Source organism: Marinobacter sp. BW6, from assembly GCF_008107725.1.
GTDB lineage: Bacteria > Pseudomonadota > Gammaproteobacteria > Pseudomonadales > Oleiphilaceae > Marinobacter.
Genome location: NZ_VIRN01000061.1, coordinates 286,404 through 303,987, shown reverse-complemented (window position 1 = coordinate 303,987; position 17,584 = coordinate 286,404). Strand labels below are relative to the sequence as shown.

19 protein-coding genes are annotated in these 17,584 nt (G+C 58.0%); 10 read left to right on the top strand and 9 right to left on the bottom strand.

The genetic code is table 11. From position 1 onward, the window contains the following. Positions 1-95: 95 nt before the first annotated feature. The 3 genes from FMN52_RS07060 to FMN52_RS07050 all read left to right on the top strand — a co-directional run bounded on the left by FMN52_RS07060 (position 96) and on the right by FMN52_RS07050 (position 2,169). A complete protein-coding gene (locus FMN52_RS07060; RefSeq protein ID WP_148607974.1) occupies positions 96-491 on the top strand; it encodes a hypothetical protein in 396 nt (131 codons plus the stop codon). A 48-nt stretch (positions 492-539) separates the two neighbouring features. Beyond that, on the top strand, positions 540-1,526 hold the full coding sequence (locus tag FMN52_RS07055) for a GTP-binding protein (RefSeq protein WP_148607973.1): 987 nt from the start codon (positions 540-542) through the stop codon (positions 1,524-1,526). A 103-nt stretch (positions 1,527-1,629) separates the two neighbouring features. Continuing rightward, a complete protein-coding gene (locus tag FMN52_RS07050; protein ID WP_240339427.1) occupies positions 1,630-2,169 on the top strand; it encodes a class I SAM-dependent methyltransferase in 540 nt (179 codons plus the stop codon). Positions 2,170-2,174: 5 nt separating this feature from the next. Here FMN52_RS07050 and FMN52_RS07045 read toward each other — a convergent pair whose 3' ends face one another. The 4 genes from FMN52_RS07045 to FMN52_RS07030 form a co-directional block, all read right to left on the bottom strand. Further along, positions 2,175-3,167 (bottom strand): PA2778 family cysteine peptidase, encoded by a 993-nt coding sequence (locus FMN52_RS07045; protein ID WP_240339412.1) that lies wholly within the window; start codon positions 3,165-3,167, stop codon positions 2,175-2,177. A gap of 8 nt (positions 3,168-3,175) precedes the next feature. Then, positions 3,176-3,577, bottom strand: coding sequence for a PA2779 family protein (locus FMN52_RS07040; RefSeq protein WP_148607972.1), 402 nt, complete (start codon positions 3,575-3,577; stop codon positions 3,176-3,178). A gap of 107 nt (positions 3,578-3,684) precedes the next feature. After that, positions 3,685-4,749 carry a carboxysome shell carbonic anhydrase domain-containg protein gene (locus tag FMN52_RS07035; protein WP_148607971.1) on the bottom strand — a complete coding sequence of 355 codons (1,065 nt, stop codon included), beginning with the start codon at positions 4,747-4,749 and terminating at the stop codon, positions 3,685-3,687. A 19-nt stretch (positions 4,750-4,768) separates the two neighbouring features. Further along, positions 4,769-6,217: a phospholipase D family protein gene (locus FMN52_RS07030; RefSeq protein ID WP_148607970.1), complete on the bottom strand. Its 1,449-nt coding sequence runs from the start codon at positions 6,215-6,217 to the stop codon at positions 4,769-4,771. 159 nt (positions 6,218-6,376) lie between these two features. On the opposite strand from FMN52_RS07030, the gene FMN52_RS07025 reads away from it, so the two are divergent. The 3 genes from FMN52_RS07025 to FMN52_RS07015 are packed head-to-tail and all read left to right on the top strand — an operon-like array spanning position 6,377 to position 9,142. Next, the gene (locus tag FMN52_RS07025; protein ID WP_148607969.1) at positions 6,377-8,026 is read left to right on the top strand and encodes a serine/threonine-protein kinase; all 1,650 of its coding nucleotides are present in this window, start codon (positions 6,377-6,379) and stop codon (positions 8,024-8,026) included. Continuing rightward, positions 8,026-8,781 carry a protein phosphatase 2C domain-containing protein gene (locus tag FMN52_RS07020; protein ID WP_148607968.1) on the top strand — a complete coding sequence of 252 codons (756 nt, stop codon included), beginning with the start codon at positions 8,026-8,028 and terminating at the stop codon, positions 8,779-8,781. The genes FMN52_RS07025 and FMN52_RS07020 overlap by 1 nt, the downstream gene beginning before the upstream one ends. 10 nt (positions 8,782-8,791) lie before the next feature. Next, a complete protein-coding gene (locus FMN52_RS07015) occupies positions 8,792-9,142 on the top strand; it encodes an FHA domain-containing protein (protein ID WP_064227218.1) in 351 nt (116 codons plus the stop codon). A 21-nt stretch (positions 9,143-9,163) separates the two neighbouring features. Here FMN52_RS07015 and FMN52_RS07010 read toward each other — a convergent pair whose 3' ends face one another. Continuing rightward, complete coding sequence (locus FMN52_RS07010) at positions 9,164-9,910, bottom strand: glutamine amidotransferase (RefSeq protein ID WP_148607967.1); 747 nt, start codon at positions 9,908-9,910, stop codon at positions 9,164-9,166. A 36-nt stretch (positions 9,911-9,946) separates the two neighbouring features. Next, a complete protein-coding gene (locus FMN52_RS07005; protein WP_148607966.1) occupies positions 9,947-10,672 on the bottom strand; it encodes a YebC/PmpR family DNA-binding transcriptional regulator in 726 nt (241 codons plus the stop codon). Positions 10,673-10,877: 205 nt separating this feature from the next. On the opposite strand from FMN52_RS07005, the gene FMN52_RS07000 reads away from it, so the two are divergent. After that, on the top strand, positions 10,878-11,501 hold the full coding sequence (locus FMN52_RS07000) for a tetratricopeptide repeat protein (RefSeq protein WP_240339411.1): 624 nt from the start codon (positions 10,878-10,880) through the stop codon (positions 11,499-11,501). Here FMN52_RS07000 and FMN52_RS06995 read toward each other — a convergent pair. The 3 genes from FMN52_RS06995 to FMN52_RS06985 form a co-directional block, all read right to left on the bottom strand. Next, positions 11,498-12,298 carry an MBL fold metallo-hydrolase gene (locus FMN52_RS06995; protein WP_148607965.1) on the bottom strand — a complete coding sequence of 267 codons (801 nt, stop codon included), beginning with the start codon at positions 12,296-12,298 and terminating at the stop codon, positions 11,498-11,500. The genes FMN52_RS07000 and FMN52_RS06995 overlap by 4 nt on opposite strands. Before the next feature lie 147 nt (positions 12,299-12,445). After that, the gene (locus tag FMN52_RS06990; protein WP_148607964.1) at positions 12,446-12,874 is read right to left on the bottom strand and encodes an SRPBCC family protein; all 429 of its coding nucleotides are present in this window, start codon (positions 12,872-12,874) and stop codon (positions 12,446-12,448) included. Between the two features lie 103 nt (positions 12,875-12,977). Beyond that, positions 12,978-13,853, bottom strand: coding sequence for an AraC family transcriptional regulator (locus FMN52_RS06985; RefSeq protein WP_148607963.1), 876 nt, complete (start codon positions 13,851-13,853; stop codon positions 12,978-12,980). Positions 13,854-14,015: 162 nt separating this feature from the next. On the opposite strand from FMN52_RS06985, the gene FMN52_RS06980 reads away from it, so the two are divergent. The 3 genes from FMN52_RS06980 to FMN52_RS06970 all read left to right on the top strand — a co-directional run bounded on the left by FMN52_RS06980 (position 14,016) and on the right by FMN52_RS06970 (position 17,559). Next, the gene (locus FMN52_RS06980) at positions 14,016-15,509 is read left to right on the top strand and encodes a CoA-acylating methylmalonate-semialdehyde dehydrogenase (protein ID WP_148607962.1); all 1,494 of its coding nucleotides are present in this window, start codon (positions 14,016-14,018) and stop codon (positions 15,507-15,509) included. A gap of 93 nt (positions 15,510-15,602) precedes the next feature. Beyond that, positions 15,603-16,769 (top strand): acyl-CoA dehydrogenase family protein, encoded by a 1,167-nt coding sequence (locus FMN52_RS06975; RefSeq protein WP_148607961.1) that lies wholly within the window; start codon positions 15,603-15,605, stop codon positions 16,767-16,769. A gap of 10 nt (positions 16,770-16,779) precedes the next feature. Then, positions 16,780-17,559: an enoyl-CoA hydratase gene (locus tag FMN52_RS06970; RefSeq protein WP_148607960.1), complete on the top strand. Its 780-nt coding sequence runs from the start codon at positions 16,780-16,782 to the stop codon at positions 17,557-17,559. The last annotated feature ends 25 nt before the right edge of the window (positions 17,560-17,584 follow it).

Sequence of the window (17,584 nt, the reverse complement as noted above, 5' to 3'; positions counted from 1 at the left end):
CAGTCTGGAACCCCGGTCGCAGCAGGGGTGGTTCTTTCCGGGCGTCTCTGCCATTCTTTGCGCCTATCCATAAAACCAACAAACCCTGAGCCGCCATGGAAAAGACACGCATCACCATTGTTGCCGTTACCTGCATCGCCCTGTTCTTCCTGACCAACTACCTGTTCCGGTATCTGATCGGATTTACCGGGTTGCTGGCGTCACTGGTCATTGCTGCCCTTATTGCCGTCTACATGAGCTTCTCAATCGCACGAACCCTTGAGCGTTTGCCGATGCCGGAGGAGCGTTCACGGGCGCTGTGGATCTATGGCGGTTTTCTGGGTGCCCTGTTCGTCGCTTTTGGGGCCTGGATGTTCCTGGATGCCGGCATGGATGCCGTCACCCTCGCCACCCTGTTTGTTCACTATCTGCCCTATCCGGCACTTGCTCATGCCCTGCTATCGGATAAGGCCGTCGGACTGTTCCTGAAGCAGGATCGTCCTGGCGGCTAAATTGTTATACTATAACATTTTGATTCTCAAAGGAGTGCCTCCGGCGCCATGACGCAACCTATTCCTACCAGCCTTATTCTTGGTTTTCTGGGTGTGGGTAAAACCACCGCCATTCTGGATCTTCTGAAAAGCAAACCGGAAAACGAGGTCTGGGCGGTTCTGGTCAACGAATTCGGCGAGGTGGGCATTGATGGCGCCATGCTGCAAACGGAAGGCGCCTTCATCAAGGAAATACCCGGGGGCTGCATGTGCTGCGTTGCCGGCCTGCCGATGCAAATAGGTCTCAACCAGCTGATTCACAAGGCAAAGCCGGATCGACTGCTGATTGAACCGACCGGGCTCGGCCACCCCTCCCAGATTCTGGAAACCCTGACCAGCGAGCACTACCGGGATGTACTCGCCATTGGCCCGGTGATCTGTCTGGTGGACCCCCGGAGGCTCGAAGAGCCGAAGGTGCTCGGCAATGTGCAGTTCCGTGACCAGGTGGCTGCGGCTGATATTCTCGTTGCCAACAAGACCGATCTTTGCACGCCAGAGCAATTGATTCGTTTTGACGAGTGGGCCGCACAACTGGATCCTGCCAAGCGCGCGATTCACCACACGCGGTTTGGGCAGCTGGCACCAGGCTGGTTGGACGGCGAGTCAGATGCCCTACCAGTGACCGATCCGGATGCTCACCATCACCACCATCAAAAGACCGCCTCTCCGGCACCCTCGATCAATGACGAACCCTGGCAGCAGATCACCAATCAGGGACAGGGGCACTTCAGTGTCGGCTGGCGGATCCATCCGGAACTGATACTCGATGAGAACGCATTGCTGGTGATGGCCATGGACTCGGCTTTTGTTCGCTTCAAGGCTGTGGTCCACACCGTCGATGGCTGGCGGGCGCTCAATGTTGTTGATGGTGCCCTGACTGTCATTCAGGGTGAACCGCAAGCCTATAGCCGGGCAGAGATAATAGCGTCCGATCAGATTGACGCCCGGGAGCTCGACAACCGGATGAGGGCGGCCGCGGGACTTGATCCGAGGTGAAAGCGTGAGTCTTTGTCCGGTATGCGAGCAGGGCAGCCTCTTGGATTTCCGGGTGGTGAAGGCCCAGCGTTACCTTCGATGTGATGTCTGCGAAGCCACGGTGATGGATGCGTCCTGCCGGTTACCGCCCGAGCAGGAGCAGGAAATCTATCAACTGCATGATAACGACCCGTCTGATCCAGGTTATCGGAGATTCCTCTCGAAACTGACGGAACCTCTGCTTGAGCGTCTGCCAACGGGCGCCAGCGGGCTGGATTTCGGATGCGGGCCAGGCCCGGCACTGGCGCAAATGCTTGAGGCGGAAGGCATGGCTGTCAGTCTCTACGATCCCTACTTTTATCCCTCTGCAGACGTTCTGGATCAAACCTACGACTTCATCACCTGCACCGAAGTGGTGGAGCATCTCTACGCTCCTGCCGGCGTCTTCAGGGATCTTGACGGGATGCTCAGGCCAGGCGGCTGGCTGGGTGTCATGACCTGCTTTCAGACCGACGATGACCGGTTCAACAACTGGCATTATCGCCGTGACCCGACCCATGTGGTGTTCTACCGGGAATTCACCTTCAAGCTGCTCGCCAACCGGTTTGGCTGGCACCTGGAAATACCGAGAAAAGATGTGGCGCTGTTCCGGAAGCCTGCCTAGGGTTCTTACCTTGGGCACTCGGGCAGTGCAGGGCACTGTTCTGCGGATTTGGTGCCTTCGTGTTTGAGCAATTCCGATTCACCGAAGCGATCCGGTGCCAGGGCTGCGGCACACCTCGCCGCCTGGGCTGCAGTGTTTGCGCAGTCGGTCGCCTGCAGTGCGAAAGCAAGGTTGTTCCAGCCCTCGGCGAATTCCGGAAAACGTTTCACCGTGCGCAGAAAATGCCCCGTTGCCTCGCTTTGGCGGCCCAACTGCCAGGCAAGGTTGCCTCTGGCCATAGTGGCCGCTGCTTGGTCCGGCCAGGTCATCTCGGCAGTCTTATAAGCAATGCCTGCGGCTGTGGTTCGCCCGGTTGTCTCGAGGTCATGGGCGGATTGCAGAAAACGAAGCGGTACTGCGGTAGCTGGAACCCGATCCGGTGGCAAAATAGTGACGGCCCAGTTGTCGGCCCGCCCCCAGGTATTGGTGAAAACTTCCAGATTGATCGCTTCACGCTTGCGGGTATCGGTATGGAGAATCAGGTCTCGCTCCCCGGCGTCATAGCCGACGACAACCGCAAAGTGCCACTGCGGCCACCAGCCAAACCTAAGGTTCTGCATCACCAGCACAGGATTGCCCGAGGCAACCTCGCTAAGCAGGCTTTCAAGTTCTTTCTCCAGAGGATAAGCCAGCATGCCGTGGGCCCGGGCGGCGGCCACCATTTCGATCTGCAGCGATCCCTCACGGCCGGGAATATAGACGAGCTCTTTCAGGATTTCCGGGTCGGTTTGCAGCCCCTGGCTGTTGAGCATCATGGCCAATGAGGCAGGCCCGCACTGGTACCTTTCCTGGGGATAGAAGGGCACATCGTCCAGAATAACCCGGTCAGGCCGCGAGACTTGGTTTGCTCCCGGCATTGGCCATTTGGGAGCACTGGCACAGCCGGCCAGCAGGCTGACCAGTAATATCAGGATCAGCCTGCTGGATGTCGCTTTTAGTGTGGGAAAAATGACGGTCACTGCCTCCGCTATCGAACGCAGTTCACGAACGGGAAGACGTTAGTAGCACAGAGCATATCGGTAATAATGAATACCAGCAGGAACAACACAATGATGCCGACCACATCCTGCCCTGCAGGAGCCTCGGCAAGCTGACGTTCGAAATCCGCGAGTTCCGCGGGCGTGAGGTTCTGGATGCGTTCCTTGACCTGGTCCTGGCTGACGCCCAGGTCTGCCAGCTTGGCCTGGACATCCTGCCTGTCGAGCATGCTGATCAGCTCCTGTCGATCCAGCTGAACCTGTTGTTGCCCGATCATCTCGCCGGTTCCAACCATGCCGGCGGTTGCGGTGGCTGACCAGACGGAGCCCAGGGCCATCATCATGGCCATGAAAAAAGAAACGTATCTCAGGTGCTTGCGAATGCCTGACATGGGTCACTCCTGTTGTTGGCTACTTCCGAAGTAGCAGATGTGTTCAGTCACGTTGCATTATCCCGACGATAGAACAGTCTTATGCGTTCCCTCAACATACGAAATATTCAGGATCTACGCACTTCGAGCTTTCGCTCGGGCCAATGAAGTATAGCCGAGCGTGTGACCATTCTGCTCGCAAGGTCAGGAAAGGCCTCCTGGATAACGGTGGCGCCGAAGTCTGCCAGGAACGCAGATTTCAGTTCCGCCCGGGCCTTCTGGGTACCCGGTTCCTGGTATGGCGCAGAGCACAGCAGCAGGAAACCATCGTCCGGAATCCGGCCGCTGTCCATATTCTTTTTGATAATCCCTGCGGCCTGACGGATCGGATGAGACAGATCCGGGCTGTAGGGACCAATGATCAGGGCCACGTTCGGCGCATGCAGAAAGTCAAACCCCCTGCCAAGGCAGATTACCCACTCCCGGTGCTCTATGTTCAGTTCCCGATCGACCTGGCGAATCTCGTTGATGTGCCGGATATTGCCCTCGACGAGGGGTAGCAGATCGCGTTGAACGGGGCCTGGCATATCCGGGCAAAGAGCGGCGATTTCGGAGGTCATGTCGCTAAGCCTCGACACCGGCACCTTGGACAGGTCCAGCGTTCGCTCGGGACTGCCATGCAGAACCAGCGCATCCTCATCACTCTCAAAACCACACACCAGTGGATAGACCGTTTGGTGTCCGGTCCCAAACAGCTTTTCCACCTGGTTCCGGATCTGGAAGGCGTGACTCATGGCGGCCTCACGGTCGCAGTCAAAGCCAGCACAGCCCCGCTCCCGCGCTCCTTTTGAATAGTGGTAGGTGATGATGATCAGCACCCGCCGTCCGTGGCTTACCGCCTGTTGAACCGTATCGGCCAGCATATCGCCGAGGTAGGGCCAGCCGAGCTCAAAAATGCCGCCTAGGTTCCTGAATGGATGAATGACGCCAAGGGGCGTCTGGGTCACGTAGGGCAGGTGAATGCGACCGTCCATGCACTTCATGGCAATGATCTGGGTATTATGCTCCGCCAGATAGCGCTGTCTTGCCAGGTGGTTTTCAGGGCTGCAGAAACTGACTGCGTGGGCCTTGCTGAGTTCCATCAGCCAGTGGATACGATCTGCAATTGGGCGCGCATGCACGGGCGTTGTCATGGCTCTTGTCCTTTTCTGTTCAGAAGGTCGACAGGCCGGTCGCCTCCATAATCCGGTAGCGCCAGTAGCGAAGTCCGGATTCGTCGGCCCAACGCTCGTAGGGCAGACTCATCACCGGATCGTCACCAGGACCGTTTTGCCACTGCCGGTCAAAGAATCGCCGGGCCCTGGTGGCAACCGGCGACTGGTCCGCCACCGACACCCAGACATCGGTTTCGAGATTCAGATCGTCAAGATTGCGCCGGGTAAAATTGGCCGAACCCAGGAGCAGTTCTGTCGCCCCGCTTTCTTTCACCAACATCAGCAGCTTACTGTGACATTGCTCTCCCAGGGTATTACACCAACGGACAGGAATGCCCGCACGAACCAGTTCCATGGCGACTTGTCGGTTCGGAATGCCACTCTTCTGATGGCCGAAGGCTTCGTTGTTGGCATCAAGCAGAACGCGCAGCGCCGCACCCCGTTTGGCCGCGCCCATCAAGGCTTGGACAATGTCGCGATGGGAAAGATAGAACATGGCCAGGTCCAGCTGATCGCCAGCAGAGGCCTCGGCAATCATGGCCAGTGCCTGGTCCAGAATTGCCGATTCGGTCAGCACCGCGACCCGGGACCTTTCGGGTTTGTCGGCTTCCGCGGTGACTTCGGAAGCCTGGCTGATCCGTTCATCGATCAGCTTGGTGTCCGCTCCTGACATGGCGAGAACGGCCCGCTCGCTTTTCAGCAAATCAATCACCGCCGGCCCCTTGAAGCTCAGCCCCAGGTTGCTGTGCCGGCTGCTGCCATCGTGGGGGTTGGCAGAGGTAACAATAGCTCTCAGGGAACCCGCCTCATCCACGACCACAAGCTTGCGATGGTTGGCCTTGAAATTCAGCAGTGCGAGATAGCTTCGAATGGTGACGGGCTTTGTGCCCAGGGCGTTGTCGAGCCATCCGCCGTCCGGGTCGTTTCCAAACCACTGACAACATAGGCGCCAGATCGAAGACCAGGTCGGATTACTGTCCCGTAGCGGGCGAAGTGCCGTCTCGACAACTGAAATGCCACCAGTGCGCAGGGCTTCAAACCAGGGTGAGGCAGTGCCGCCATACATGGTGTTCAGAGGGTCGGAGATAACGGTAATCGACAGCTCAGGTTTCTCCGCTTTCCGGGCCAGCAGGGTTTCGGTCAGCTGCCTCGCCAATGGGCGGTGGGCGATATCCTCTGGCCCGGTGCTGTTAAACAGGAACATGTCGATGAGAATGAACTCGTCGGCCTGCCCGATCAGCCTGAACACCTCGTCGAAAATTTCATGATCTCTCTCATCGCGGCCATCCTGATAGTGGCGGGTGACATCCGTCAGCAGGACCGGTTCCTCCAACGGTACTGAGGCTCCCCGGTAGCTGATGCCCGGAGGCAGTGGCTTCTGGGTATGGTAAAGGCCGATGCCAGCCAGAGTGAGCAACAGCAGAAAAATCAGTAGCTTTATTGTCATGTGTATATTTCCATCATCCCTGAGGTAAACGACGAAATAACTATACGTGACCTCTCTCTCAGGTAAACAAACACTTACAAAAAACACCCCGGTGGTTGTATCGCAGTACCGCAACGCTTTCTAAACTAGTCAGATCAATCATTTATAACAAAGTTGCCTGTGAACGCCATACTCTCTTTCATACCGCACCTGTTCAGTCTGCGGGCTGTTGTTCTCGTGCTGGCCGTTGTGTTTGCCCTGACGGGAGACCAGCTTGCCCTCATTGGCTGGGCCGACCGGGCGCTGTTCAGCATTCTCGGTGTACCAGAGGGCGCTACCCCGGCTGCGATTGTCCCTCAGGAGGCGTTTGGGCCGGCAATGGCCGACCGGGGCCTTTCGGAGCCGCTCTGGTCTGATATGGCAGTTACCGCAGGGCTCGCCATTGCAGCACTTTATCTGGTGCTGGCCATTCCCGCGATGGGCGCCGCGGTTTCCCTGCCGGTGACCTTGTTGCTCGGTGGCTCTCTCGTGGTGATACAGGCGGCCCTGATGTTCTATCGCAATGCCTGGGTGCCGTTTGGAGTGGTGCTCACCCTGCTGGTGGTCGGTTATGTGGTGATGCTGTTCTGGCTGCAGCCGCGAAAACACATCCGCGCTCTGACAGATAATGTCCGTGATGCGCGGCTGAAACTGGCCAAGGTGTTTCTACAGCAGGGGCACACCGACGATGCCCTTGAGGCGCTCAATCGATGCCCCGAATGTGAGGGCGAGCTCGAACTGCGCTACGACATCGCCATCCAGCAGGAACGCAAGCGCCAGTATGACAAGGCAGTCAGCACCTACCGCGGTATCCAGGAACGCAAGAAGGGTTTCCGGGATACTGCCTCAAGACTCTCAGCACTGGAGAAGCTGGCTCCGGATAGCTCGTTGATGCAGGCCGGCAGTTTCGACAATACCCGTACCCTGCTGATGCCGGAGCCGTCGGTGAGCCGTCCGACTCTAGGGCGGTACGAGATCGAGCGGGAGATTGGCCGCGGCGCCATGGGTGTGGTCTATCTGGGCAAGGATCCGAAGATTGCCCGAACCGTTGCTATCAAGACCCTGAGCTACCAGGCGTTCGACGATGGCCAGCTTCAGGACCTCAAGGAGCGATTCTTCCGGGAAGCAGAAGCCGCCGGGCGCCTGAATCACCCGGCTATCGTCACTGTGTATGACGTTGGCGAGGAGGCAGACCTCGCCTACATTGCCATGGACTATGCCAGGGGGCGCCCGCTCAGTGAATTCGGCAGAGCCGGCCGGTTACTGCCCCTGCCCAGGGTGCTGGATATCGTTGCCCGGGTGGCGGACGCATTGGCCTACGCCCACAGCCAGAAAATCGTCCATCGCGATATCAAGCCCGGGAATATCATCTTTAATCCCGACACCGGCGATATAAAGATCACAGATTTCGGTATTGCCAAGATCTCCGACGACTCGCGAACGCGCACCGGCGCGGTGATGGGCAGCCCGCTGTATATGTCGCCGGAACAGTTGAAGGGCCAGAAGGTGGCTGGCGCCTCCGATATTTACAGTCTGGGCGTGACGCTTTACAAGCTGGTGAGCGGCGAAACGCCCTATCAGGGCGATACCCTGGCGAACCTGACCTACCAGATTCTCAACAAACGCCCGCGCAGCGTCCGCGAATTCAATGCCGATTTGCCCAACGGTGTGGTCCGACTGATCAACAAGGCCATCCAGCGCGAACCGGACAAGCGTTTCGCCAGCGCAGCAACCATGGCCGAGGCTGTGCGTCGTCTCGCCGTTCGCGAAGCGGGCCAGGAGGTGTCCTGATGCGATATCACGTTGCCGGCCAAAGTCATCGAGGGGCCGTCCGGGAGTCGAACCAGGACGTTGTCGACTGGCGGGTCAATGATTCCGGTGATCAGGCGTTGCTGGTGGTTGCCGACGGCATGGGCGGCCATCAGGGCGGTGAGGTTGCCAGCCGTCTTGCGGTTGACGCCGTTATCGAATCCCTTGAGCCGGAAATTGCCAGAGCTGCGTCCGAAGCTACAGATAAAGTCATTCAGGAACACCTGCAGAGGGCTTTCGTACTGGCCAATGAGCGGATAGTAAGCCGCCGTTCCGGGGATCCGAGACTTGAAAAGATGGGCACCACACTGGTCGTAGTCTGGGTAAGTGGCAACCAGGCGCATATTGCTCATATCGGCGATTCCCGGTGTTACTGCCTGCGCGGTAGTCGGGCGGTGTGTCTGACGCGGGACGACACCGTCGTCCAGAACATGTTGGAAGACGGCAGCATTACCGAGGCTGATGTGCCCAATGTGCCGTTCCGGAATGTTCTGACCAGGGCTGTGGGAGCGATAGAGCAGGCGGAACCCAGTTATCGGCGTGAAGGCCTTGATGAGGGGGGTGTGCTGTTGCTGTGTTCCGATGGATTAACCGAATCTGTTCCGGAATCCCGGTGGCTTGAAATCCTGAAGGAAAGTGACGGCATGGAACGCACGGTTCAGGCACTGATTGATGCCGGCCTGGCAAATGAGGCCGGTGACAATGTGTCTGTGGTATTACTGACGTTGGAGTATTGAGGAAACTGACATGGCTTCGCTTTCGCAACTGGTGGATAACGTTGTTGTTAACACCTTTGAACTCGGCCGACCGGAAACCCGCATTGGCCGGCGCCCGGACAACGACATCCAGATCGATGAGATTTCTGTGAGCGGTCAGCATGCGCTGATAGAAGCGGTCCCTAATGCCTATCTGGAAGGGACGGTGGATTACTACATCACCGACAGCAACAGCACCAATGGCACCTTTGTGAACGAACTGCGGGTTGCTGATCGGCAGCGCCTCAACAGCAACGATATGGTGCGCATTGGCTGGAATGAGTTCCGCTTCATCGATGAAGAAGAGCAGGCGCTGGAAAAAACTGCCTACATCCTCGACTGACAGTAACGGCCGGCCCGCCGTTTATCGGATCCGATCCTGCACGAACCTGCTGAAACGGGGAAGCAGCGAGGACGCATCCGGCGCTGGCTTCACACCGGTGATCAGGGCATCCGCATCAAGTCCTTCCCGGGTTAGATCCGGCGCCTGTACTTTCAGATAGGCACTCATGATTGCGTCTGTGAATTCCGGATGGAACTGCACGCCCCAGGCGCAGGTGCCGATTCGGAACGCCTGATGGGGCTCGAACCGGTTGCGTCCCAGCAACACTGCGCCCTCGGGCAGGCGCAGCACGGATTGCCGGTGCGTCAACTGGGCCGGAAACGTTTCCGGTAGCTCCCGGAACAGGGCATCCGAGGCGGCTTCGGGGAGGAGTTCAACCTCGTGGGTGCCGGTTTCCCGGCCATCCGGGTGGTAGCCCGCTTCCCCGCCCATTGCATGGGCCAGTAACTGATGCCCGTAGCAGACACCCAGTACCGGAATTTCGTTCTTAACCGCTTCCGCCAGCCAACGCCCTGCGTTCTCACTCCATTCTGCCCGGTCGCTGACCATGGCAGGCGAGCCTGTCACCACAATGCCATCCCAGTCCTCCGGGTTTCCCGGCAGTTCGCCGGCCTCGGCGTTGGCAACGGTGATATCCAGATCGTCTGACAGTCCGCGCAGAAACCATTCGTCAAAGTCGCCAAACTTTGCCCGAATGTCGGGATAGGTCGTGCCTGTTTTCAGGACCACCACACGCGCTCTGCGGCTTGTCGGAGCGTTTTGTTGCATAGTGCTGTCTTCCTGCACGGCCGGAGGCCGGGATGTTTACTGCTCTGGGAGTTCTGCGTTGTGGAACACGTTCTGCACGTCGTCCAGTTCGTTCAGCATGTCCAGGAATTTCTCGAACATGGGTATGTCGTCGCCCTCTACCGGCGTGGAGGTTTTGGGCAGGAACTGGATTTCATCCACTTCAAAATCGATGTCTTCGATTGCGTCCACCAGGGCCTGGCGAGCCTTGGCGTATTCGGTATTTGGTGTGAACACGGTAATCAGGCCATCTTCATTCTCGATGTCGGTGACATCGACATCCGCTTCCATCAGCGCTTCCAGTACGGCTTCTTCGTCTTCACCCTTGAACGCGAAAATAGCGCTATGGTCGAACATGTGAGACACGGCGCCGGGCGTGCCGATCTTGCACTTGGTCTTGGTGAATGCCAGGCGCACGTCGCCGAATGTGCGGTTCGGGTTATCGGTCAGGCAGTCCACGATCACCATGCAGTTGCCCGGTCCGTAGCCTTCGTAGCGAGCTGCAGCATAGTCTTCACCGGCGCCACCCTTGGCCTTATCGATGGCCTTCTCGATCACGTGGGAAGGCACCTGGTCTTTCTTGGCTCGCTCGATCAGTCCGCGCAGGGATAGGTTGGCCTGGGGATCAGGGCCTCCGGACTTGGCACTCATGTAAATCTCACGGCCGTACTTGCTGTAGACCTTGGTTTTTGCCGCAGCCGTCTTGGCCATGGACTCTTTGCGATTCTGGTAGGCTCTGCCCATCTGCACTGCCCCTTGGTTCTTTGTAAAAGGCCGGATTTTACTCAACATTACCGGTTTGGGACAGGCTTATTTGGTCCCTGTTCCGGGATGGTTTTCACGATCCGCCGATACCAAGGTGCCAGCAGGACAGCACTTTTGATGCACAGACCTCCCGGCAGACGGGTGCTAGCGTTGAGGGAAAACCTTCAAGGTGGTCGAGGACAGAATGAACAGACAACGACTAACGCGAATGGCAGTCCGGGCGCTCGCTCTGTGCCTGCTGCTGTCCTGTTCGGTTGCCAGGGCTGCGGGCAACGAAACCGGCGATCAGGATCAGGTGGCACGGGATATGATCCGGGGTCTCAATGCCTATGTGGTCTACAAAATGGGCCAGTATGAATCCGCGTTCGAGCAGTACCTTGAGCTGGCTGAAGAAGGCAGTCGCCAGGGCATGCTAAATGTGGCGAACATGTATGCTCAGGGGCAGGGTGTTGAAAAGAGCCAGGAGAAAGCCTTCCAGTGGTATCTTCGGGCGGCCGAGACAGGTGATTCGATCAGCATGGTCGAAGTAGCCATGGCCTATGAAGCGGGCTTGGGGACCGTCACGGACAAAGGTGAGGCCATTTTCTGGTATCGACGAGCTGCAGAAGCGGGTAACAGCGATGCCCGCTGGTGGCTGGGCAAGAGGTTGTACGACCGGGGCGCCACGGTTGAGGGGCTTTGCCTGATCCGTCTGGCGGCGGTTGACGGTGGCCAGCCCTCGGCGCAGCAGTTTTTATCAGCGCTGGAGCCGACCACCGGACCGGAGAAACAATTTTCCCGGTCGCGGTGTCTGTCTTCTGGCAATTAAACGTAATCGACCGGGCGCCGGTAGTTATCCTGGGTCATCAGGTCGATGCCGCATTCCATGTCGCTGACCCAGTTCAGGAAGCGATCGACCATCACCGGCCCCTCGAAACGCTTTCCGTGCTGGGGAACAATCGCAGCCACATCCATCTCCCGGATCATATTCGCCCACAGCTGACACACCTTCCTTGAGGCGATATATCGGCGGTGGAAGCCAATCATGCTGGGTATGTGCTTGTCGAAATCCTTCACTGGCAGGTGATCGTCCTCGCCGCCCATAGAGGCTCCAAGGTCACCTGAGAACAAGATTTTCGAGACCGGGTCATAGAACTGCAGGTTGCCCACGGAGTGCATGAAGTGGGCTGGCAGGCATTGCAGATAGGATTCCCCGAATTTCACATTGGCGCCGGCATCCGGAACGCTAACGATGCGGTCGTAAACGCTGCCGCTGAGCTGGTTGGTCACGTAGCTGGAAACCAGATGCGGAAGAAACCTTGCCCAGAGTTTCGAGGTTACGATCTTCGCGCGGGTATGAACGATCCAGCGGTCGATGGCACCGATGATGTCCGGGTCCTGGTGAGAGGCGAACACGTAGTCCATGTCGCGGATGTTCATGTAGCGTGATGCCGCCACAGACAGTGGGGTGTAGGTCAGGTCTCCGCCCGGATCAATCAGTGCTTCATGTTTGCCATCGACAATCAGGAACTGGTTGGACTGGACGCCCTCGCCGGTTACCAGGGAATCGAACATCAGGCATTTGTGGTGTCCGTCATCGAACAGGACAATCGGCTCGGCTGCCATTTCGGTCTCCCGCAGAATACAGTTTGATCCGGCCGGAATGGCCGGATATTGCAAGCTGCGCGGAGATTACAAAATTGACAAAAGCCAACTATTGCCTCAGGTCAATTCTCTGATATTCATCAAGTAACGATTTGTTGTTGCCGATTTTCAGGCCAGCCTGGGTACCCGTTTGATCCCGCGGCGAATGCCCTGCTCCAGGGCGCTGCTGACCACCTTCCCGGTGAACGGCACGATATCTTCAAAAGTGATGGTGTAGTTTACTCTGGTCTGACCTTCCGGCGTGTCCTCAAATCGGATACGCCCGAGATGATTGCGGATCGGGCTCATGCTGGTGATGGTGTACTCGATCAATGAATCTGGCTCGAAGTTGGTCACGGTTTCTTCCAGGCCAACGGGCCCGATACCGATCTTGCGAACAGAACCAATGCCGTTGGGATCGGCCTGATCACTGTCCTTGATACGCTTGACTGGCGCCCCCAGCAGTTTTCCGAAACGGTAGTGGTCGGCGAACAGCGCAAAAACCCGCCGTCGGGGCACGTCAAAGGTTTCATCAATTTCAATGGTGTACATGGCCATGCACTCACTCTTCTTGTCATTCGATACACCAAGCCTAACCCCTCGACTCCTGCAACAAAAGTCGTAGAAAGCGGCAGGTCCTAATCTGGCCCCCGGTGACGGGTCAGTGTCGGGCGGTATGCCGGTAATCCCGGGGTGACTGGCCCATTACCTTTTTAAAAAGCCTGGAAAAATAGTAAGCGTCGTCGTAGCCCAGCCGCCGGCTTATGTCAGCAAAACTCAGGCTGCTGGTGTCCAGCATCTGGCAGGCCCGTTCCACCTTCAGGTGAAGGAAATGCTGGATCGGAGAGGTGCCAGTCTGTTCACGATAGCGGGTCGCAAAATGAGCAGGTGAGAGGCCAGCAAGATCTGCGAGTTGCTCCAGGCTGATACGCTCATCCAGGTGCTCCCGCATATAGTTGTGGATGGTCTCCAGTTCCGCCTGCCGCTCGTGGCCTGTCTCGTCTGCGTTGATCGGAACCGCCGCCATTAATTGCCGAAGCCGGTTGGCGGCGTGGATCAGGCCGCGGGCCCGAAAGCCGGTCTGTCGCACCGACAGCAGGCCATTGAAGTCCACCAGGAGGCGAGGTTGACGTCCTAGGTGGCGGATACGGTTCGGGCCGTCGAAGCCCATGTAATTGCGAAAGTCTTCTGCCAAGGGACCGGTGTAGTGCACCCAGTGGATGGTCCAGGGATTCTCCGGGTCGGCGGTATAGCGATGATTGGCTCCGGCTGGCAGAAGCAGCAGATCGCCAGCCTCCACGGTATAGGGCTCGCCGCCAACGTTCAGAAATGCCCGGCCTTCTGTGCAGTAGATCAAAAGATTGTCGCGATGGTGCTCCCGGTGCATATGGTGGCCGACGGCGCGGCGGTAGTGGCCGAATGCCAGAGGGTATAGGTCCCGGGTGAGTGGGTGGCTCGCGAGTAGTCGAATGATCGGTTCAGGCACCACATAGCGAATGCTGTCTTTGGGCACCGGCCATTGAGAGGTTTGGGTCATTTCTGGTCTTGTTTGTTTGAGCTTTATCGAAAGATAGTCCATCACGGGCGAAATTTAGTCAATCACCCCTTTTGGCGATCCCGTGCTAGCCTTTGATGAAACGTGGCCGCAATCCCATGGTTCCGGCCGGCTTCCCGCACAACAACAAACAGGGACATCAACATGAAAAATGTACCGCTGTATCTCGCAGGTGAGTTTGTCGATAGCCAAACCAGTGAATGGATCGACGTCACCAACCCCGCCACCAACGAAGTGATCGCCAAGGCTCCGTGCACCACGGACGCGGAAATGCGCAAGGCCATCGAAAGCGCTGGCGAAATGTTCAAGACCTGGAAAGAAGTGCCAGTTTCCGAGCGTGCTCGTGTGATGCTTCGATACCAGGCCCTTCTGAAAGAGCATCATGACGAGATCGCCGAAATCCTGGCCCAGGAAACCGGCAAGACCTTTGACGATGCGAAGGGCGATGTCTGGCGCGGCATTGAAGTGGTCGAGCACGCGGCCAACGTTGCCTCCATGATGATGGGCGAGACCGTTGAAAACGTGGCCCGTGAAGTAGACACCCACTCCTGGATCCAGCCATTGGGCGTTTGCGCCGGTATCACCCCGTTCAACTTCCCGGCCATGATTCCGTTGTGGATGTTCCCGATGGCCATTGCCTGCGGTAACACCTTTATCCTCAAGCCGTCCGAGCAGGATCCGCTGACCCCGACGCGCCTTGCCGAGTTGTTTGAAGAAGCTGGTGCTCCCAAGGGCGTCCTGCAGGTGGTCCACGGTGGCAAGGAACAGGTTGATGTCCTTCTGACCGATCCCGCCATAAAAGCGGTCTCTTTCGTTGGTTCTGTACCGGTGGGCCGTTACATCTACGAAACCGGCACCCGCAACATGAAACGTGTACAGAGTTTTGCCGGTGCCAAGAACCACATGGTGATCATGCCGGACGCCGACAAACAGCAAGTGCTCAACGCCCTCGTCGGTGCCTCCGTAGGTGCTGCCGGACAGCGTTGCATGGCAATCTCCGTGGCAGTATTCGTGGGCGAAGCCCAACAGTGGATTCCAGAGCTGAAAGACGCCATGGCGAAGGTACGCCCCGGTGCCTGGAACGATTCCGGTGCCAGTTATGGCCCTATTATCTCCGCCAAGGCGAAAGACCGTATCGAATCCCTGATTGCGACCGGTGAAGCCCAGGGCGCCAATCTGCTGCTGGACGGCCGCGGTTGCACGGTAGACGGTTTACCGGATGGCAACTGGGTTGGTCCGACGCTGTTCTCCGGTGTAACCACCGAGATGGACATCTATAACGAAGAAATCTTTGGTCCGGTGCTGTCCTGCGTGGAAACAGACACGCTCGGTGATGCTATCGATCTGGTTAACAAGAGCCCGTATGGCAACGGTGTCTCCATTTTCACCAGTTCCGGTGGTGCCGCGCGTCGCTTCCAGCATGAGATTGACGTAGGCCAGGTGGGTGTGAACATCCCCATTCCAGTGCCCCTGCCGTTCTTCTCGTTCACCGGCTGGAAGGGTTCCTTCTACGGTGATCAGCATGCCTACGGCAAGCAGGCGGTTCGCTTCTACACCGAAACCAAAACGGTTACCTCCCGCTGGTTCTCCAGCGAAGCGACCAGCACAGAAGCCAACTTCTCTATCCAGTTGCGTTAATTGCGTTGAAGGTGGGGTATTTGGGCCGGAACCCGTTTCCGGCCCCTTGTTTTTCCCACCCAATGCCAAGCCCTATCTATCTGGAGCGTAACGATGGACTTTAACCTCTCCGAAGATCAGCTGGCGTTTCGCGAGGCAGCGCGGGCGTTTGCGGAAAAATCCATGGCGCCCCACGCCGCGAAGTGGGATGACGAGCATATCTTTCCGGTCGATATGATGAAGGAAGCCGGCGAGATGGGCTTCATGGGTATGTACACCCCCGAAGCGCTTGGCGGCATGGGTCTGTCCCGGCTGGACACCTCGGTGATTGTGGAAGAACTCGCAGCGGCGTGTCCTTCCACCGCTGCGTTTATCACTATCCACAACATGGCCACCTGGATGGTAGCCAGTTTTGCCTCGGACGATCTCAAACAGGAAATCGTGCCGAAGCTGGCCAGCGGCGAGTGGCTTGCCTCCTACTGCCTGACCGAGCCAGGTGCCGGCTCAGATGCGGCCAGCCTTCGTACCAAGGCGGTGCGCGATGGTGACAGCTATGTGATCAATGGCAGTAAAGTATTTATCTCTGGCGCCGGAGCGACCGACATCCTGGTGTTGATGGCCCGGACCGGAGCGCCGGATTCCGGTTACAAGGGTATTTCCACCTTCGTGATTCCCGCGGATGCCGATGGCGTTTCCTACGGCAAGAACGAAGAGAAAATGGGCTGGCACAGCCAGCCAACGCGGATGATCAGCCTCGAGAATGTCCGCATTCCGGCCAGTAACCGTGTCGGGGAAGAAGGCGACGGGTTTGCCATCGCCATGAAGGGTCTCGATGGAGGTCGCCTGAATATCGCCACCTGTTCCCTCGGTGGCGCCCAGGCCGCGCTGCTGCGCGCTCGCAACTATATGCACGAACGTGAACAGTTCGGTAAACCGCTGGCGGCTTTCCAGGCTTTGCAGTTCAAACTGGCCGATATGGCCACCAATCTGGTCGCAGCCAGGCAGATGGTTCGTCTGGGTGCCTTCAAGCTCGACAACGCCGATCCGGAAGCAACTCTGCACTGTGCCATGGCCAAGCGTTTCGCCACCGATGCCTGTTTCGAGGTGGTCAACGAAGCGCTGCAACTGCACGGTGGTTATGGCTATATTCGCGAATACCCGCTTGAGCGCTACCTGCGCGACCTGCGAGTGCACCAGATCCTGGAAGGCACTAACGAAATCATGCGTCTGATTGTGGCCCGTCGCCTGCTCGATGACGGCGTGGCTGAAGCGATTCAATAAGGAGATCCCCATGAGCGATCTTATCCAACTCGAAAAACGCGGACACATCGCGGTACTGACCATCAACAATCCGCCGGCCAACACCTGGACCAAGGATTCACTGATTGCCCTGACGAACATCATCAAGGAGCTGAACGAAGACCGGGATATCTTTGCCCTGGTCATGACGGGGCAGGGCGAAAAGTTCTATTCCGCCGGTGCTGACCTGAAAACTTTCGCCGATGGCGATAAAGCCCGGGCCAATGAGATGGCGCAGCTGTTTGGCGAGGCGTTCTCCACGCTGGGTCGTTTCCGCGGTGTATCCATCGCCGCGGTTAACGGCTATGCGATGGGGGGCGGCCTCGAGTGCGCCATGGCCTGCGACATCCGAATTGCCGAGGAGCATGCACAGATGGCATTGCCCGAGGCAGGCGTGGGCCTGCTGCCCTGTGCCGGCGGCACCCAGAACCTGCCCTGGCTGGTAGGCGAGGGCTGGGCCAAGCGGATGATTCTTTGCGGAGAGCGGGTGAAAGCCGATACCGCATTGCGAATCGGCCTGGTTGAAGAGGTGGTGCCAACCGGAAAGAGCCTTGATAAGGCCCTCGAACTGGCTGAAATGGCCTGCCAGCAGAGCCCGTCGTCCACCGCCCGTTGCAAGACCCTGGTGATGAGCGCCCGCGATGGCCGCAGCCACGACGACAGCTGGCGCATGGAGCGGGAGCTGTTTGTTGAGCTGTTCTCCACCGAAGACCAGAAAGAAGGCGTGAACGCGTTTCTCGACAAGCGCAAGCCGGAATGGAAAAACCGCTGAAGCCGGCCCGAAGCAAGCTGGCCCA

Excerpts from the sequence above, each read along its gene's own strand:
- FMN52_RS07060 (WP_148607974.1), top strand. The coding sequence starts at position 96 with ATGGAAAAGACACGCATCACCATTGTTGCCGTTACCTGCATCGCCCTG.
- FMN52_RS07055 (WP_148607973.1), top strand. The coding sequence starts at position 540 with ATGACGCAACCTATTCCTACCAGCCTTATTCTTGGTTTTCTGGGTGTG.
- FMN52_RS07050 (WP_240339427.1), top strand. The coding sequence starts at position 1,630 with ATGGATGCGTCCTGCCGGTTACCGCCCGAGCAGGAGCAGGAAATCTAT.
- FMN52_RS07040 (WP_148607972.1), bottom strand. The coding sequence starts at position 3,577 with ATGTCAGGCATTCGCAAGCACCTGAGATACGTTTCTTTTTTCATGGCC.
- FMN52_RS07035 (WP_148607971.1), bottom strand. The coding sequence starts at position 4,749 with ATGACAACGCCCGTGCATGCGCGCCCAATTGCAGATCGTATCCACTGG.
- FMN52_RS07030 (WP_148607970.1), bottom strand. The coding sequence starts at position 6,217 with ATGACAATAAAGCTACTGATTTTTCTGCTGTTGCTCACTCTGGCTGGC.
- FMN52_RS07020 (WP_148607968.1), top strand. The coding sequence starts at position 8,026 with ATGCGATATCACGTTGCCGGCCAAAGTCATCGAGGGGCCGTCCGGGAG.
- FMN52_RS07015 (WP_064227218.1), top strand. The coding sequence starts at position 8,792 with ATGGCTTCGCTTTCGCAACTGGTGGATAACGTTGTTGTTAACACCTTT.
- FMN52_RS07010 (WP_148607967.1), bottom strand. The coding sequence starts at position 9,910 with ATGCAACAAAACGCTCCGACAAGCCGCAGAGCGCGTGTGGTGGTCCTG.
- FMN52_RS07005 (WP_148607966.1), bottom strand. The coding sequence starts at position 10,672 with ATGGGCAGAGCCTACCAGAATCGCAAAGAGTCCATGGCCAAGACGGCT.
- FMN52_RS07000 (WP_240339411.1), top strand. The coding sequence starts at position 10,878 with ATGAACAGACAACGACTAACGCGAATGGCAGTCCGGGCGCTCGCTCTG.
- FMN52_RS06995 (WP_148607965.1), bottom strand. The coding sequence starts at position 12,298 with ATGGCAGCCGAGCCGATTGTCCTGTTCGATGACGGACACCACAAATGC.
- FMN52_RS06990 (WP_148607964.1), bottom strand. The coding sequence starts at position 12,874 with ATGGCCATGTACACCATTGAAATTGATGAAACCTTTGACGTGCCCCGA.
- FMN52_RS06985 (WP_148607963.1), bottom strand. The coding sequence starts at position 13,853 with ATGACCCAAACCTCTCAATGGCCGGTGCCCAAAGACAGCATTCGCTAT.
- FMN52_RS06980 (WP_148607962.1), top strand. The coding sequence starts at position 14,016 with ATGAAAAATGTACCGCTGTATCTCGCAGGTGAGTTTGTCGATAGCCAA.
- FMN52_RS06975 (WP_148607961.1), top strand. The coding sequence starts at position 15,603 with ATGGACTTTAACCTCTCCGAAGATCAGCTGGCGTTTCGCGAGGCAGCG.
- FMN52_RS06970 (WP_148607960.1), top strand. The coding sequence starts at position 16,780 with ATGAGCGATCTTATCCAACTCGAAAAACGCGGACACATCGCGGTACTG.